The sequence below is a fragment of the Vibrio sp. 10N.286.55.E10 genome (assembly GCF_002872555.1).
Classification (GTDB): Bacteria; Pseudomonadota; Gammaproteobacteria; order Enterobacterales; family Vibrionaceae; genus Vibrio; species Vibrio crassostreae.
On record NZ_MCSD01000001.1, the window covers coordinates 207,156 to 222,637 of the forward strand.

The 15,482-nt window shown below is 45.0% G+C and carries 14 protein-coding genes; 7 read left to right on the forward strand and 7 right to left on the reverse strand.

Translation table 11 applies throughout. The annotated features are described in order from the left end of the window. Window positions 1-55: 55 nt before the first annotated feature. The gene (locus BCV39_RS00885) at window positions 56-1,960 is read right to left on the reverse strand and encodes a fructose-specific PTS transporter subunit EIIC (RefSeq protein ID WP_102431990.1); all 1,905 of its coding nucleotides are present in this window, start codon (window positions 1,958-1,960) and stop codon (window positions 56-58) included. 378 nt (window positions 1,961-2,338) lie between these two features. Between BCV39_RS00885 and BCV39_RS00890 the strand changes: the two genes are divergently transcribed. Further along, entirely contained in the window at window positions 2,339-3,178 is an 840-nt protein-coding gene (locus BCV39_RS00890) for an AraC family transcriptional regulator (protein ID WP_102431991.1), read from the forward strand. A gap of 17 nt (window positions 3,179-3,195) precedes the next feature. On the opposite strand, the gene BCV39_RS00895 is transcribed toward BCV39_RS00890, so the two are convergent. Then, window positions 3,196-3,969, reverse strand: coding sequence for a PTS sugar transporter subunit IIA (locus BCV39_RS00895; protein WP_102431992.1), 774 nt, complete (start codon window positions 3,967-3,969; stop codon window positions 3,196-3,198). Between the two features lie 7 nt (window positions 3,970-3,976). Then, window positions 3,977-4,279: a fructose PTS transporter subunit IIB gene (locus BCV39_RS00900; RefSeq protein WP_017069788.1), complete on the reverse strand. Its 303-nt coding sequence runs from the start codon at window positions 4,277-4,279 to the stop codon at window positions 3,977-3,979. A 345-nt stretch (window positions 4,280-4,624) separates the two neighbouring features. Here BCV39_RS00900 and BCV39_RS00905 point away from each other — a divergent pair, with 345 nt between their 5' ends. Continuing rightward, entirely contained in the window at window positions 4,625-6,490 is a 1,866-nt protein-coding gene (locus BCV39_RS00905) for a fructose-specific PTS transporter subunit EIIC (protein ID WP_102431993.1), read from the forward strand. 122 nt (window positions 6,491-6,612) lie between these two features. Here BCV39_RS00905 and BCV39_RS00910 read toward each other — a convergent pair whose 3' ends face one another. Both BCV39_RS00910 and BCV39_RS00915 read right to left on the reverse strand, forming a co-directional pair. Then, window positions 6,613-7,197 carry a TetR/AcrR family transcriptional regulator gene (locus tag BCV39_RS00910; RefSeq protein WP_102431994.1) on the reverse strand — a complete coding sequence of 195 codons (585 nt, stop codon included), beginning with the start codon at window positions 7,195-7,197 and terminating at the stop codon, window positions 6,613-6,615. Between the two features lie 193 nt (window positions 7,198-7,390). Continuing rightward, window positions 7,391-7,564 carry a hypothetical protein gene (locus BCV39_RS00915; RefSeq protein ID WP_008216632.1) on the reverse strand — a complete coding sequence of 58 codons (174 nt, stop codon included), beginning with the start codon at window positions 7,562-7,564 and terminating at the stop codon, window positions 7,391-7,393. A 393-nt stretch (window positions 7,565-7,957) separates the two neighbouring features. Here BCV39_RS00915 and BCV39_RS00920 point away from each other — a divergent pair, with 393 nt between their 5' ends. Then, entirely contained in the window at window positions 7,958-9,937 is a 1,980-nt protein-coding gene (locus BCV39_RS00920; protein ID WP_102431995.1) for a methyl-accepting chemotaxis protein, read from the forward strand. Between the two features lie 90 nt (window positions 9,938-10,027). Here the strand turns inward: BCV39_RS00920 and BCV39_RS00925 are convergent, their stop codons facing one another. Then, complete coding sequence (locus tag BCV39_RS00925) at window positions 10,028-10,450, reverse strand: organic hydroperoxide resistance protein (protein WP_102431996.1); 423 nt, start codon at window positions 10,448-10,450, stop codon at window positions 10,028-10,030. Between the two features lie 127 nt (window positions 10,451-10,577). Here BCV39_RS00925 and BCV39_RS00930 point away from each other — a divergent pair, with 127 nt between their 5' ends. Beyond that, the gene (locus BCV39_RS00930) at window positions 10,578-11,012 is read left to right on the forward strand and encodes a MarR family transcriptional regulator (RefSeq protein ID WP_102431997.1); all 435 of its coding nucleotides are present in this window, start codon (window positions 10,578-10,580) and stop codon (window positions 11,010-11,012) included. 183 nt (window positions 11,013-11,195) lie between these two features. Here BCV39_RS00930 and BCV39_RS00935 read toward each other — a convergent pair whose 3' ends face one another. Next, the gene (locus BCV39_RS00935; RefSeq protein WP_102431998.1) at window positions 11,196-12,359 is read right to left on the reverse strand and encodes an aromatic amino acid transport family protein; all 1,164 of its coding nucleotides are present in this window, start codon (window positions 12,357-12,359) and stop codon (window positions 11,196-11,198) included. Between the two features lie 489 nt (window positions 12,360-12,848). Here BCV39_RS00935 and BCV39_RS00940 point away from each other — a divergent pair, with 489 nt between their 5' ends. From BCV39_RS00940 to BCV39_RS00950, 3 genes are all read left to right on the forward strand, one after another. Further along, window positions 12,849-14,069: a MerR family transcriptional regulator gene (locus tag BCV39_RS00940; protein WP_102431999.1), complete on the forward strand. Its 1,221-nt coding sequence runs from the start codon at window positions 12,849-12,851 to the stop codon at window positions 14,067-14,069. Further along, window positions 14,070-14,633: an N-acetyltransferase gene (locus BCV39_RS00945; RefSeq protein ID WP_102432000.1), complete on the forward strand. Its 564-nt coding sequence runs from the start codon at window positions 14,070-14,072 to the stop codon at window positions 14,631-14,633. It begins immediately after the preceding gene. 237 nt (window positions 14,634-14,870) lie between these two features. After that, a complete protein-coding gene (locus tag BCV39_RS00950; RefSeq protein WP_102432001.1) occupies window positions 14,871-15,419 on the forward strand; it encodes a carboxymuconolactone decarboxylase family protein in 549 nt (182 codons plus the stop codon). Window positions 15,420-15,482: the final 63 nt, after the last annotated feature.

Genomic DNA, 15,482 nt, shown 5'->3' on the forward strand with positions numbered 1-15,482 from the left:
TTAGCTACTAAAAACAGTAGGGTAGAAAGGCTCAAGCCATTGGAGTTGAAATGGCTTAAGCCGCTGCTGCTGTTAGCTTGGCTTTGCGTAGATTTTTAAGCGCGATACAAGTAACCGCAGTTACGCCCGCACCTGAAGCCATACACAGAAGTGCCAGCATTGGGTAGTTCATTGCGCCTAGTAGAGCCACAACTGGGCCACCGTGGGCAACGCTGTTGGTGATGCCAAATGAGAACGCCATTACTGCAGCGGTCATTGAGCCAAGTACGTTGGCTGGGATAACTGACATCGGGTCTTGAGCTGCGAAAGGAATCGCACCTTCAGAGATACCCACTAAGCCCATTGCGCCTGCTGCTTTACCTGCTTCAATTTCAGAAGATTCGAACAGGTCGAACTTACGGCCAAGTCTGGTTGCGATAGCCATGCCCAGTGGAGCGACAGGGATAGCACACGCCATTGCACCCATGAATTGAGTTTGACCGCTAGCAATCATGCCAACCGAGAACAGGAATGCTACTTTGTTGAATGGGCCACCCATATCAAAGCCAGCCATGCCACCCAGTACGATGCCAAGCAGAACCACGTTGCCTGTGCTCATGCTAGTAAGTAGGGCAGTAAGAGCATCCATTAGTCCCGCGATAGGGGCGCCAATTACGAAGATGAACAGACCCGCGATGAATAGAGAGCCAGTGATCGGAGCGATCATGATAGGCACAAGCGGTTGAACGAACTTGTGGTAGTTAAACGAAGTAATCCATTTAACGAAGTAACCCACTAATAGGCCTGCGATGATTGCGCCAATGAAGCCAGTACCTGCGTCAGCGCCATAGAAAGAACCGTTGTTGGCAATCCAACCGCCAATCAAGCCAGGGGTTAGAGCAGGGCGGTCAGCAATTGCGTAAGCAATGTAGCCAGCCAAGATTGGGATCATCAGGGTGAAGGCAACCACACCCACTTCTAGGATTTGGTTCCACATGCTGCCAGCAGGAATCGCCATGCCAGATTCGCTTGGCTCACCGCCAATCGCTAAGGCTAGGGCAATCAAGAGGCCGCCTGTGACCACGAATGGGATCATGTGAGATACGCCATTCATCAAGTAACGATAAAGGTCTGAACGCGCTTGTGATGCTTTCTCTGCAACGGATTGGTTGGTTGGAGCTTGCTCTGCTTGGTAACTTGGTGCGTTGAGTGCTTGCTGAATCAAGCCTTGCGCGTCTTTGATCGGCGCTTTCACGTTGGTGCTGATAACGCGTTTTCCGGCAAAGCGAGCCATGTCGACCTGTTTGTCACAAGCCACCACAATTGCGTCGGCACGTTCGATTTCTTCTTGAGTTGGGCTGTTTTTAACGCCGATAGAGCCGTTAGTTTCGACCTTCACATCGTAGCCAAGAGCCGCCGCGCCTTTCTCTAGTGCTTCGGCTGCCAAATAAGTGTGTGCAACGCCAGCTGGGCAGCCTGTCACACCAATGATGAAGCCTTGTTTCTCAACGTTGGTTTCCGCTTCCGAAGGCTCAGGTTTGGTAAGCAGTAGTTCTAATGCTTCTTGTTCAGATTGAGCATTCATGAAGCTTTCGATAAAGCCTTCTTCAATCAGTTTTGAAGAAAGCTCTGCCAGTACTTCGATGTGATGATTATCGCCACCATCGGGAGAGGCAATCATAAAGAACAGTTTTGATGGCTGACCGTCATCCGCGCCGTACTCGATACCCTGTTGATGGACACCGATAACAACCGCAGGTTTGATGACCGCAGCACTTTTCGCGTGTGGCAGAGCAATACCTTCTTCAAATCCGGTATTACCTTGTTCTTCACGAGCCTTAATGTCGGCAAGAAACTGTGCTTTGTCTGAAATTCTGCCTTGTGCATAAAGCACGTCTATCAGCTCTTTGAATACTTCTTCTTTTGAATCAGCGCTAAGCGAAAGCTTAATCAAATCTTGATTGATCAATGTTGTGATCATAATGAACCCCTACTTGTTTTTATTTTGTTAGAGGTATTCTGGAATCTACGGCTTGCCTTCTGTAGTGAAGAAAAAACGCATTTACTGGATGATTGTTGCGTTATAAGTAGAGTGTGATTTTGATCGTTTAGTGGCGCGTTTTTCGGCCTCTATTGACATAGGTTGAGCCTGCTTGAGGCTTTTATTTGCATGGGGTTCGGCGTGTAGAGTTATCGAAGGAACAATGTGCTATATCAGGTTTTTGACTGGAGATTTATTTCCACTACTGGATTTTTGTAACCTAGATCTCAAATTGTGATTTTGCTCAATAGCGCTATGTTTCACTAAGGAGTATATCTATTCCCGTAGCGTTATTGCTGCTTTTAAGAGTTCGAATAAATGATATTTCATGACCTAATCTCGTCGGTATTAAATGAGCGAGAACCATTTCATAACATCTGGTTTGCGGGGGATTTTCACACGCCTTCAGCATGCAGTTATCAGGTGAACTTTCCACGCTTAGAGCTGGTGCTCGACGGAGAGTATGTCAATGAGATGGAGAGTCATGATCGTAAGATCACCAACGTTGTCGCGAAAGCGGGCGATGCGATTTTTATCCCACCGAACTGCTGGAACAAACCCAACTGGGATACTGACTGCTCGGTGTTGAGCATGTTGTTTGGTCGCCGTCAGCTTGGCTTAAGTTTGGTGAGTAAGCGCAAAGGGGAAGAGAGTTTTTACGATATTCAAAAGCACAGTATTCAGACTCGCTCTGGGTTTGCGATTGATAACATTTTGGAGGCGCTCAGCTCGTTAGCGCGCGAGAGTAACAAGCAGCCTATGGATGAACTGTTACTACAAGCGCTGCTGCAATACAGTAAGACCATGTTGGATGCACCTGTCGAGAAATCTCACAGCCGAGTACAGGATGTGTATCAGGGGATTTGCATCTACATTCAAGAGAACTTCCACCGCCAGATCACTCGAGATAGCATCGCCTCACGCTTTAGTATTTCATCTAACCATTTGTCACGAATGTTCCGCCAACAAGGCCATATGACGCTGGCCGAGTACATCACGCGCGTGCGAGTCGATCGTGCCAAGTTCATGCTTAAGAAGTACAACTTCAAGCTCAATGAAGTGGCATTACGTTGCGGCTTTAAGGATGTGAACTACTTCTGTCGAGTTTTCAAAAACCGCACCGGAAGAACACCGACCGAGTATCGAGGCTCAATCTAGCTCTAACGAGCTGGTAACTAAATAAGACGTGAAGAGATGTACATGAGCAGAGCTTGTAGATCGACACTGCTTCGAGTCTTTTGTAAACGCTCATTGACTTGGTCGTGAAGCAGATTTCTGGTTAGGTTGGTAGCCGCCACAATATGCTCTCGCTGTGGCTTGGTAGGCAGTACCAAAGCAATGGTAACGTGTACTTCGCCAATGCGTGAGGCCCAGTCAATTGGGTCGTCACTGACGATAACCGCGATCGAGAGGTCTTGGGTCGATTCAAACATCACATGCGGCAGGGCGATCCCTGGAGATACACACGTAGACGAGCGTTCCTCTCGTTTAATAAACGCCAGAATCAGTTCATCCGGATCTTCTGGATACACCAAATGAGCGAGCCCTTTTAGGCATTCAAACTTGGTCAGTTGGGTTTGTGCTTTGGCATGGTGCCACTTGATGTCACAGGGCGGGCATATTTGCGGCATACGCTGGATTAGATCTTTCGAGAATTCATGGTTCACTTGTGAGCCAACCATGTCGTAATGCTCAGCAATTACATCTTTGAGAACGAAACAGGCCAGCTCCGCATCAATCCCAACCGCGGTTATCTGACACAAGTCACCACGAAGTAAACCTACTTGCAGCATCGCGACGGATTTGGATAGATCAGCGGTTCGATTTTGAGTGATGTTGATAATGCGGATGTTGCTTTTGAACTTCTTCGCTAATCGAGTAAGGGGCTGCGCGACATGTGAGTTTGCGGCAGGATCGTTAACGAAGAAGGTGATCTGATATTCGTTCATGAAAAGTTTAAGTTCGACAATGCTTAATAAAGACTTTATCGACACTCAACAACACCTCTTCCATGGGAATGAATAAGGTTTTAGCTGGGTCGAACCGGCTTGGTTGTTCAATATCGATATCAGATACGATTAATACTTTGTCTGCGAGAGTAATATCTTGGGCGGTCAGTAAGTTTTCAATACCCATAGCGCCTTGCGTCTCAACCTTGATTGAAACGTTGAACTTAGGGGCTGTTTTATTTAGAGCATCAGCTGCCATATAGGTGTGCGCAATGCCTGTAGGGCACGCAGTTACCGCTACAATTCTCATTATTATTCTCGGCTTATTCTCGTCCCTGTTACGTTACATAAGCTACCTTTCAGAAGCTATTTTGTAAAAGCCATCTTGCGTGGGAAATCCAGTATGGAAAGCTCGCATAGAGGAGGGGCGATATGTTTATGGGTTCTGTGGATTTTATGGATTGCCGTTTTTTATTCCAAGGTGAAAGTCACACTCTGAGTTCTTGGTTACAATAATCCAGTTAATGCACCTTTCGTCCTATATATTGAGTGCCTTCACACCGTTAATCTTTTCATCTTATTAACATCGAAATTTTAATTTAGGTCGGAAGAACCTAATTACTTCAGTCTGAAATCAGGCGAGGCAGAATAGACCATGGATATCACTAATATTATCGAGCCCGAGATTATCTGTTTGGAGCTACAAGCAGACTCAAAACAGGCAGTATTTGAAGAGCTTGTTGAGTTACTCGATCGCGCTGGTAAGCTCTCGAATAAAAGTGAATTCCTTGATGATATCTGGAAGCGTGAGGCGATTGGTAATACGGGGTTTGATGATGGTATTGCGATTCCACATGCGAAAAGCACTGCCGTTGCTAAACCTGCCGTTGCTGTAGGTATCAGCCGAACGGGGATTGACTATGGTGCCGATGGCGGTGAACTGTCTGATGTGTTTTTTATGCTCGCTTCGCCAGACAATAATGACGACCACCATATCGAGGTACTGGCTCAGATCTCGACCAAATTGATCGAAGATGGCTTTGTTACAAAATTAAAGGCAGCCGAGTCGGTTGAGGAAGCTCAAGAGCTGTTTCTTGAAGTCAATTCAGATTCCTTTGATAGCTATGCCTCTAGCCATCACGAAGTGTATGTCGAGCCACTCAGCCCTTGGGCACAATCACTCAATCGACTCAAAGAACACCTGTTGTATGGCACTTCACACATGATCCCATTCGTGGTTGCGGGCGGTGTGTTGTTGTCTTTGTCGGTGATGATATCCGGTCACGGCGCAGTTCCTGAGAGTGGCGTGTTAGCTGATATCGCACAGATGGGCATTGCGGGCTTAACGTTGTTTACTGCGGTGCTGGGCGGTTACATTGCGTACTCGATGGCCGACAAACCGGGTTTAGCACCGGGCATGATTGGTTCTTGGGTTGCCGTTAACCAATACAACACCGGTTTTCTTGGGGCGATAGTGGTCGGCTTCTTTGCGGGCTTTGTGGTGAATCTACTTAAGAAGATCAAACTGCCAGACAGCATGATCTCGCTGAGTTCTATCTTCATCTATCCACTAGTTGGTACCTTCGTCACTTGTGGTGCGGTGATGTGGGTGATTGGATCTCCGATAGCTCAAGTGATGCTTGAGATGAACCAAATGCTCACGGGTATGGCTGGCTCTGGAAAAATGGTGCTCGGCAGTATTTTAGGCGCGATGACCGCCTTTGATATGGGAGGACCAATCAATAAGGTCGCTACACTGTTTGCTCAAACTCAGGTAAATACCCAACCTTGGTTGATGGGTGGCGTTGGCATTGCGATTTGTACGCCACCACTCGGTATGGCTCTGGCGACTTTTATATCGCCGAAGAAGTTTAAACGCGACGAACGCGAAGCGGGCAAAGCCGCAGGGATCATGGGAATGATCGGCATCAGTGAAGGTGCGATCCCATTTGCTGCTGCCGACCCTGCACGCGTTCTGCCTGCGGTTGTTGCTGGTGGCATTGTCGGTAACGTTGTTGGCTTTATGTTCCATGTAGTGAACCATGCACCATGGGGCGGTTGGATTGTTCTGCCTGTGGTTGACGGAAAAATTGGCTACATCATTGGCACACTGGCGGGAGCGCTCACCACGGCTTTGATCGTGATACTGCTGAAAAAAAATGTGGTCGAAGGCGAGGCGAGTTCCAACCAGTTTGCAGGTGGCTCGGTGACAGAAGAAGGGCAAGCGGATGTACTCGCAATCACTTCTTGTCCGTCAGGTGTTGCCCACACTTTCTTAGCTGCGAAGTCTCTGGAAAAAGCGGCGCATCATCTCGGGGTTCGGATTAAGGTTGAGACACAAGGTGCTAATGGAATAGGCAATCGCATCACACAGAAAGACATTGAAAGAGCGAGGTTGGTGATCTTCGCTCACGATGTGGCGATCAAAGAAGTCGAGCGCTTTGCGAATGTGAAAACGTTAGATGTCAGCACCAAAGAGGCGATGCTCAATGCGCAGGCGCTGATCATGAGAAAGGTGTAACCCTTAAACACTAAAGTTAATCATCTATAAAGTTAACTAGCTCAAAACTAAAAAGACTCCGCTCTAGTGCTTTAGGCTAACAGTGGAGTCTTTTTGTATGGCTTCTAAAACAAGTTCAGCTTCTAAAAAGGATGATACTTAAATACGTCTTCAACCATTGAGTTAAGTAAATCAATGTCATCACAGGTTTTAGCGTACGTACGCAGACCTGCTATTTGAACTTGAACATGTCGAGCAAGCTGAACAGGTTCACGCTCTTTGCTTATTTCACCAAGCTCTTGTGCTTCGGTAATCAGCTTAGCGAACTCACCTTCCATGATCTTCAGTGATTTCTTCGCCTCTTCTAATAACTCTGCGTGTTCATCAGTCAGTTCTGCGACCGTTTTTGCTAGCATACACATGCCATTTGGCGAGCTTTGTTTTGATTCGACCACAGCACGTTTGACGAAACTTTCGAGCGCTTTGATTGGAGAGTCTGTTTCGCTGCGGAAACGGTTCAGATTGAGGATGCCAAGTTCGGTATAGCGAGCAAGCGTCTCTTTAAACAGACCTTCTTTGCTGCCAAATGTCGCGTAGATGCTACCCGGACGCATATCAATCACATCTTGCAGGTTACGCATAGAAGTTGCGTGAAAGCCCTTTTCCCAATACAGGTTCGTTGCTTTATCTACTACATCTTGTCTATCGAACTTTGCGGTCTTGGCCATAACATTTACTTCATTAATCTGAACATATGTTCAATATTTTATGCTGAACGCTCGTTCCAGTAAAGGTGTGTTTTGCTCAACTTAATTGTCTTCCTTGCATCTTGTTGGTGCATAAGGTGCTCGATTGAATGCAATTAATAGACAAGGTTTGGCAGTTTTTATTCTGGTCTCATTATCTAATGTCTAAGTAAGACTAGTCGTCGACGACTTCGACGGTTTTATGCTGCGCGCCGTAATAGGTGCCTTCATCGATAGTGTACATCAGCGTTTCTTCGCACTCTGGGCAATCGAATTCTTCATTAGGTTCGATTGCTGCTTCTTCTACCCATTCCCATCCAATGTGTTCTTCGCAAGCGGGACAGTCCATAAAACCTCTAATTATGCTTCTACGTTAATTGAATTCGTAACTTTTTGAGCCCGGCATTATACATAGTTGGCGCTGAATATGTAGCGACAACTGAGCAGAAAAGGGTGTACACATACCTCTTTAGGGTTAATAAAACCTGCCATATTTCAGTCGCTTACGTCAATAAAATGTTGTTGCACGCTTTTTGTGTTTTCTAAAGCTGCATAGCTAACAAATTTATAAATAAACCAATGAATTTTGTAAGGTTAAATGCTAGCGTTATCGATTGTCGTCCGTTATGGCACGGTAATTGATAAAACTAAATATTATTATGATCTCGGTAAAGGTACACCGTTTTAGAAGTGTGTCTAATTACATGACAGATAAAGATTCGTCAGCTGCTAGGAAATAAAAATGAAATTAACCGATATGTCCTTTAAGCAAAAAATCATCGCTTTGCTTATTTTACCGATCTTAGGGTTTCTCTGGCTCAGTGTTTCTGCGATATCCAAAGGCGTAGAAACAAAGACTGAAATGTCCTCATTGAATCAACTGACACGCCTTTCGGTTGTGTACAGTGAGTTAGTGCATGAGTTACAAAAAGAGCGAGGCATGACAGCTGGCTTTATTGGCTCTCAAGGAACCAAGTTTGTCAGTGAATTAGCCGCGCAGAGAACCAATGCCGATAACCGACGTAATGAAAGAAATGATTACTGGCAGTCTGCCAATATCAATCTGCCACAGATTAATCGCCTGAACACAGGGATAAGCCAAAGCCTTAATCAGATAACGACCATTCGAAATCGAGTGGATTCTCAATCTATCCCACTTTCTGAGGCCTTGGGTTACTACACCCAATTGAATGCAAAGCTTCTTAGCGTATCGGCGTTAATTGCAGAGCTAAGTTCTGATGCTACCATCACTACAGAAACCATCGCTTACTACAACTTCTTGCAAGGTAAAGAGCGAGCGGGTATCGAGCGTGCTGTCCTGAATAACACCTTTTCTAAAAATGAATTTGGCCCGGGTATGCTGGTGAAATTCATCTCTTTAGTGACAGAGCAAAATACCTACTTCTCGAACTATGAAGTGTTGAGCAACCCAGCGAACGTTCGATTCTTTGAACAACAGTTAAATGACCGCTCTGTGGCAGAAGTAGAAAAGCTTCGTAGCTTGGCTGAATCTAAGATGAGCGGCTTTGATGTTGACCCTGTCTACTGGTTCTCTCAATCTACTGCTCGTATTGTTCAGCTAAAGAAAACAGAAAACCACCTAGCTGAATCACTGATTGCGCTGACCGAGAAAAAGATGTCAGAGGCGCAGTCTGCGATGATGATGAGTATTGGTCTATTTGCTTTGATTACTTTGTTCGCAACCTTCGTGAGCTTTAAGGTGATCAGCGACCTGACGATGAGAGTGAAAGACCTGACAGTGATGTTGTCTAAAGTTCGTAATGACAACGATCTAACGGTTCGTGCTAAGTACGTTGGTAACAGCGAACTTGGCCAGATATCTTCGGCACTCAACGAAACGCTAGAGAAGTTTTCAAACGTTATCGACAATCTGTCTCAGTCGAGTCTGACCTTAGCTTCAGCCGCTGAAGAAACCTCGCAAACTTGTCACTACAACTCGAACACACTAGTTCAACAAAAAGACCAAATTGGCTTAGTTGCGACTGCTACAGAAGAGTTATCAGCAACGGTAAATGAAGTGGCCGCTAAAACTCAGCAGACAGCAAGCTCTGCTAAACTGGTCGATGAGCAGTCGCAAGAAGGTTTGAATACGGTTCAAAACTCTTACCACTCTATCGAAAAACTGGCATCTGAAATTAATGACCTAGCGGAAAAAATCACGCATCTACACGAGAGCAGCAATAACATTAACAGTGTGATTGATGTGATTAAGTCGGTCGCTGAACAGACTAACTTGTTAGCATTGAACGCGGCAATTGAAGCGGCACGAGCGGGTGAGCAAGGCCGTGGATTCGCGGTAGTGGCTGATGAAGTTCGCACGCTAGCACAACGTACTCAGCAATCGACAGCTGAAATTGAAGGCTTTATCAGCTCGCTACAGTCTGATGTTCAAACGGCGTTTAATGTGATTGATAACAGTCAAAAGATGTCGTCTAAAGCAGTTGAGGATTCAAAAGAGGTCGAGCACACCTTACAAGGAATCTCCGCATCGGTAAGCGAAATATTCAGCATGACCGAACAGATCGCCACAGCAACGGAAGAGCAAGCGGTTGTGACCCAAGATATCGCGCAAAACGTGATGGCAGTAGAGCAGAAATCGACGGAGTCGACCACAGGCGCAACTCAAATTGCAGCAACAGCCAAAGAACAAGCTGAACTGGCGGCTTCATTGAAAGAGATTGCAAACACGTTTAAGAGCTAATCTTTCAGAGTTAGAAGTTTTCCATCTTATATAAAAATGTCCCGCCTAATGCGGGACATTTTTTTAGTGGGACATTTTTGGGTAAAGCGACTAAAGCGCTTGTCCGTTAACCGACAATTTCACATCAATGTTGCCACGAATCGCATTTGAATATGGGCAAACTTGGTGAGCGGTTTTTACAAGCGTAACAGCCTGTTCTTGAGCCAAGTCGAGCTCAATCGCTAATGAAACGGTTAAAGCAAAACCACCATTTTCATTTGGACCGATACCAACCGTTGCAGTTGTTGGCGCCGATGCAATCTTGATTTTCATTTCTTTCGCTACGTGAAGTAGAGCATTTGAGAAACACGCAGAGTAGCCCGCCGCAAACAGTTGCTCAGGGTTCGTTGCTTCACCTGAACCGCCCATTTCTTTCGGGTAGCTTAATGCAACAGAAAGCAAATTATCGTCAGTAGAAACTTGGCCGTTACGACCAGCAATTGCAGTAGCAGAAGTAGTGTAGAGTGTTGTCATTGTCTTAATCCTTAAAATAGTTGTGTAAAATTAAATTGTGCGCAACTTTATTTTGAGGTTAGCTTAATTGATAAAACTTACGTGTGCAAGTATATTGTGTGCAATTTAATTTATTGACGAGGTGATCGTGAGCGACCAAAATGAATATCTAAAGTTAGATAATCAGGTGTGCTTTGCACTTTACAGTGCTTCAAATGCAATGAGTCGAGCTTATCAACCTCTGCTGAAAGCGCTTGATCTTACTTATTTACAGTACATTGTGATGATGGTGCTTTGGGAGCAACAAGAGATAAATGTCAAAGCGTTAGGCGCTAAAACACATTTAGATTCAGGAACCTTGACTCCATTACTTAAGCGTTTAGAAGCAAAAGGTTATGTGCTTCGTAAACGTAGTACTGAAGATGAACGAGTGCGAGTAATTACGCTAACTCCTGTAGGGACTGAACTCAAAGAGCGCGCGCAAACTGTCCCAGAAGAGATATTTTGTTTGTCTAAGATGAATGAAAACGAACTTAAATCGCTCAAAGCGCAATGTGAGCAGTTACTTGACAACTTAACTTAATAAGAACGTCTCTTTAATTCTCAGTAATCACGTTCAAATACTGAAAAAGCCAGTCAGTATCTACTGTTAATAGCAGATACTCACTGGCTTTTTGTATTTTGATGTGAGTGTGAGGTACTTGTTTAGTCTTCACTCACAAACACATACATATCACCACGGCAGCGGTTGATACTGTGTCTCTATCTAACCCATAAACCAAGACACGAAAATCAGCGCGCCAAAACCGAATGTTGCCATTAGTGCGGTGTCGCCACCGGCTGCTGTGTAGCTGCCCTCGGTTTGTAGGTGAGGGAAGTCCGGTCTGCGCACCTTAACCACCATTGCGAGTGGACCCCAGATAGCTAGGAACACCAAAACCATGCCTGCATAGTCGAGCATGCTTACAAACTGGCTAGCGAACAGCTCTGCTAATACCAAAGGTAAGATGAAGGTCAACGTATAAGCCAACGCTTTGTTGTTGGTTACAGCGTCTTTGTTTTGGTCATACAGCGCCATCGACACGCCGAGGAAAGAGGTCACTAATGCCAGTGCTGAGAACAGAGCAATCACTACTTTCAACCAAGCAGACTGTCCGCTAAACGCAGAGATCAGCTCTGAAATGTTGTGGAACTGGCTGATCGCGTCTGTGCCAAGGTTACCGATAATCGCGAACAACCAAGTGAGGTAGCACACGAGCGGAATCACTGAGCCAAGCAGAATCATATTGCGGATCTGCTTTTGAGTCGCTTCACGGTTGTAGATCACCAGTGATGGGATCACCACCATAGAGGCAAAGCTGGTAAAGATAACCGCGCTGTATTGCACCACATCATTGGCCGTGTATTGGCTAGTTTGAGTTAGGTAATCAAGGCGGATATTGCTAAACAGAGAAGCGATAACAATAAATAGCATCACCACCATCATGATGAATAGGCCACGGTTCAACTTGTCGATATAAGACTTACCCGCAACTACAATCACACCCATAAATAGGCTGAAAACGGTATAAGCAGCAGATGCAGAGATGTTTACGCCAACATCGAGCAGTAGCTTATGGATGATGTCACCCACGCCCAAGATATAAGCAATAAGCATACATACCAACAGCAGATAAAAGAGTGCATTGATAAAGTGTTTACCTTTGCTGCCCAGAGTGAGGTAAGCAACACTGCTCATGCCACTGTTGTCTTTAGTTTTAGTACACGCTTCTGCCAGTAGGAGTGCAGAGTAAGTGGTGCCGATAAAGATAAGTAGCATCAGCACTGAGCTGATCATGAAGCCAAATTGGGCCAACACCATTGGGATAGCCAACATGCCAGCCCCTAATGCAGTCCCTGAAAGGATTAGGGAACTGCCGAATAATTTCATATTCAAGAAAAACAACCTCTAGCGATCCAATTAATTTTTAGTCGGATTGTAAATAATTGTTTCCAAGACTAACAAATTACTCAGTAAAGTTAGGGATTAAATTCTAATTATTTTTGAATTTTTCTAAAAAGTTAAGAAGGCATTTTCAGGTGATATCTGTGCTCTTTTGATCTATTTGCTGGGTGATTGTATTTATCGTTTAGTTAACGTTCGTCCATTGTTGAATAATTTAGAAGTTAGCAAAATTCGGTTAGAAAGAAGTATGTTTATGAGCCAATTGTTTTCAATTCATCAAGTTTAATCCTCTCCTTTTCCTGAATCCCGTGCAGGCAATGTCGATGACTAACCGTTCTATGGTTAAAACCACACTCAGATCGTTTTATCAGTTTGAAGGTAAATAGGTAAAGAACGAGAAAAGTGTCTAAAATTCTGTTGACCTGACTACAGCTTCATAGTTTATCTTTGCTACCGAAATGAGAGGGGAAGTGCATGTATCGTATCTCTGAACTGGCCGATTTGGTTGGGCTGAGCCGCTCCACATTGTTGTATTACGGCAAGCTAGGTTTGATTGAAGCTCAGCGTCAGAGCAATGGTTATCGCCTTTATTCTGAAAAGGACCTACAACGTGTTCGGTTGTTGCAGCAGTTACAAGCGGGTGGGTTGACGCTCAAAGAGTGCCAAGCTTGTCTAGATGCAAAGATAGAGCGCAGCTTACTGGAAAATCGTCTTAAGCAGTTAGACGAAGAGCTCGTTCAAAAGCAACGATCACGCGACCTACTAGCAGCAATGCTAGGTGAAGGTGGTCTAGAAGAGTGGCATGAGTCGATGGACAAGCTTGCGCCAGATGCACACCTCGATTGGTTAATTAAGCAGGGTTTTGATGAGAAACAGGCTCTGCGATTGAAGTGGTTATCGAAAGACATGAATGAACATGATCAATACATGGCGGATTTTGGCGCTATTTTTGAGGGCTTAGAGCGTTTAGGGCCAGGAACGGTTGAAGATACCTTAGCAGCATTGGCACAAGTTCCGGTTACACCTAAGCGCGTACTTGAGATTGGTTGTGGCAAAGGCATCGCGACCAAGGCGTTAGCGAAAGCCTTAGTTGAACATCAAACGGACGTGCAAATAACAGCGTTAGACAATGATCAACCGAGTTTGGATATTCTGAGTCAACAAGCACTAGAACTTGGTCTCGAAAGCAATATTAAAACGGTATGTGCAAGCATGATGGATCTACCGTTTGAAGCTAAGTCATTCGACCTGATCTGGTCAGAAGGTAGCGCTTACATCATGGGTGTTCAGAAAGCACTTAAGCAGTGGCGGAAGCTACTCATCGATGATGGCATCTTGGTCGTGAATGATTTGGTGTGGAACACCGAGAATCCAAACGAATCAATCAAAGTATTCTGGCAGAAAGAGTACCCAGATATGACCACGGTAGCTGAACGTATCAAGCATGCAAAGGCGGCGGGTTACCAAGTCTTGGATGACTTTGCGATGAGCGACGCCGGCTGGCTTGCCTATTATCAGCCTTTGCAAAAGCAAGTCGAGTCTTTGAAAGCAACGATGCCAAACTCAAAAGCGCTCGCAGATTGCGACAATGAAATTAAACAATTCTTCAGTAACAGCGAACTTGTGGAAGGTTCTCAAGGCTCAGCTAAGCGTGATTTTGATTATCACTTCTTTGTGTTGAAGAAAGTACAGTAAGTGAAGAACACCATGAAATTTAGACTATATGATTCAAGCGAGATCGAAACGATCACGCAACTTTTTACTCAAACCTTTACTGATTCAGAAGGCGAGAACGAGGGTAAAACAGTAGGTAAGCTTGCCAAGGATCTTTTAACGACCACAGATCCAACAGAGCTACTTTGTTTTGTCGCGGAAGATGATACTCGTGAATTAGGAAGCACAATTGTAGGCGCGATTATTTTTACTCCGCTTTCATTTGATGACGAAACTAAGGCTTACTTGCTCTCTCCAGTAGCGGTGAGCACTCAAGTTCAAAAGCGTGGGATCGGCCAAAAGCTGATTAACTTCGGCTTACAGACTCTAAAGGAACAGGGTGTCGAGCTTGCTGTGACATACGGTGATCCTAGTTACTATTCAAAAGTAGGTTTTGAGCAAATCACTACTGAGCAGATCCCAGAACCATTCGAGTTGAGCTACCCTCACGGTTGGATCGCTCAATCGCTGACTGGCGGTGAAATCAAAGTGGCGAGCGAACAGTCTAGCTGTGTTGAAGCTTTGGCTCATGCTGAATACTGGTAGTTGCTTAAAATAAAATCTTAGATGAATGAAAGCCCATCAGGTTTCACTTGATGGGCTTTCTTGTTATGAGCAAAAGATATTCGTCATGCTTCAATGTAAAACTTGAACATATGTTCAAAATAACACTTGAACGATCGTTCTAATTTGTTCTATATTGTTTTCACACTAACGGAGAACAGTAATTAATTGCTCCGTAATTGAATAACTTTAAAATCATAAATTGATAGGGATAAAACAATGAGCAACTTCAAAATTCACTCAATAGAATCAGCACCCGCGCAGAGCAAACCTATTCTTGAAGGCGCTAAAAAACAGATGGGGCGAGTTCCAGGCTTGTTTGGTGTGTTGGCTGAATCCCCAAACACGCTTAAAGCTTACACTCAGCTTCATCAGGCGTTTAGTGACTCATCTTTCGATGCTGAAGAGCTAACGGTGGTTTGGCAAACCATCAACGTTGAACACGAGTGTCACTACTGTGTTCCTGCACACACTGGCATTGCACACTCAATGAAGGTTGATCCTGCGATCACTGAAGCACTGCGTAATCGCACCGCAATGCCAACTGAGAAGTTGCAAGCACTGCACGACTTCACGCTCAGCATGGTTCGTAATCGTGGCAATGTGTCTGAAAGTGAAATGGCAGCATTCTTTGAGGCGGGTTACGGCCAACAGCAAGTGTTAGAAGTGATTCTTGGCCTGTCTCAGAAAGTGATCAGTAACTATGTAAACCGTGTTGCTGAAACGCCGGTAGACAAAGTGTTCGAACAGTTTGCTTGGCAAGGCTAATTTACCTTTAAATAAGTAAATAGTAAGAATGATGAAAGCCCCGCTCAGTTGAGTGGGGCTTTG